This is a genomic window from Lysinibacillus sp. GW821-FHT14F06 (genome assembly GCF_058803665.1).
This window is the reverse complement of the sequence record NZ_JBXAPF010000081.1, coordinates 1-555: the sequence shown is the minus strand read 5'-3', so window position 1 is coordinate 555 and position 555 is coordinate 1. Positions and strand designations below refer to the sequence as shown.

Genomic DNA, 555 nt, shown 5'->3' with positions numbered 1-555 from the left:
TGGCGCGCCCGACAGGAGTCGAACCCATAACCTTCTGATCCGTAGTCAGACGCTCTATCCAATTGAGCTACGGGCGCATTAAAAATGGTGCCGAGGACCGGAATCGAACCGGTACGGTAGTCACCTACCGCAGGATTTTAAGTCCTGTGCGTCTGCCAGTTCCGCCACCCCGGCACATTTGGAGCGGAAGACGAGGTTCGAACTCGCGACCCCCACCTTGGCAAGGTGGTGTTCTACCACTGAACTACTTCCGCATGTGCATAAGTTTTTTTATCTGGCAATTAACTAAAAATGGTGCGGGTGAAGGGAGTCGAACCCCCACGCCTTGCGGCGCTAGATCCTAAGTCTAGTGCGTCTGCCAATTCCGCCACACCCGCATATAATTGTTGGTAATACTTAATGGTGAGCCATGAAGGACTCGAACCTTCGACCCTCTGATTAAAAGTCAGATGCTCTACCAACTGAGCTAATGGCTCACAATGGTGCCGGCTATAGGAATCGAACCCACGACCTACTGATTACAAGTCAGTTGCTCTACCTGCTGAGCTAAACCGG

At 52.1% G+C, this 555-nt stretch carries 5 tRNA genes; all 5 read right to left on the bottom strand.

From position 1 onward, the window contains the following. Positions 1-77: transfer RNA gene (locus AC1RNS_RS26490), tRNA-Arg, on the bottom strand. Between the two features lie 8 nt (positions 78-85). After that, a tRNA-Leu gene (locus tag AC1RNS_RS26485) sits at positions 86-174 on the bottom strand. A gap of 5 nt (positions 175-179) precedes the next feature. Continuing rightward, positions 180-254: transfer RNA gene (locus AC1RNS_RS26480), tRNA-Gly, on the bottom strand. Positions 255-292: 38 nt separating this feature from the next. Next, a tRNA-Leu gene (locus AC1RNS_RS26475) sits at positions 293-377 on the bottom strand. Between the two features lie 23 nt (positions 378-400). Then, positions 401-476 (bottom strand) — tRNA-Lys (locus AC1RNS_RS26470). Positions 477-555: the final 79 nt, after the last annotated feature.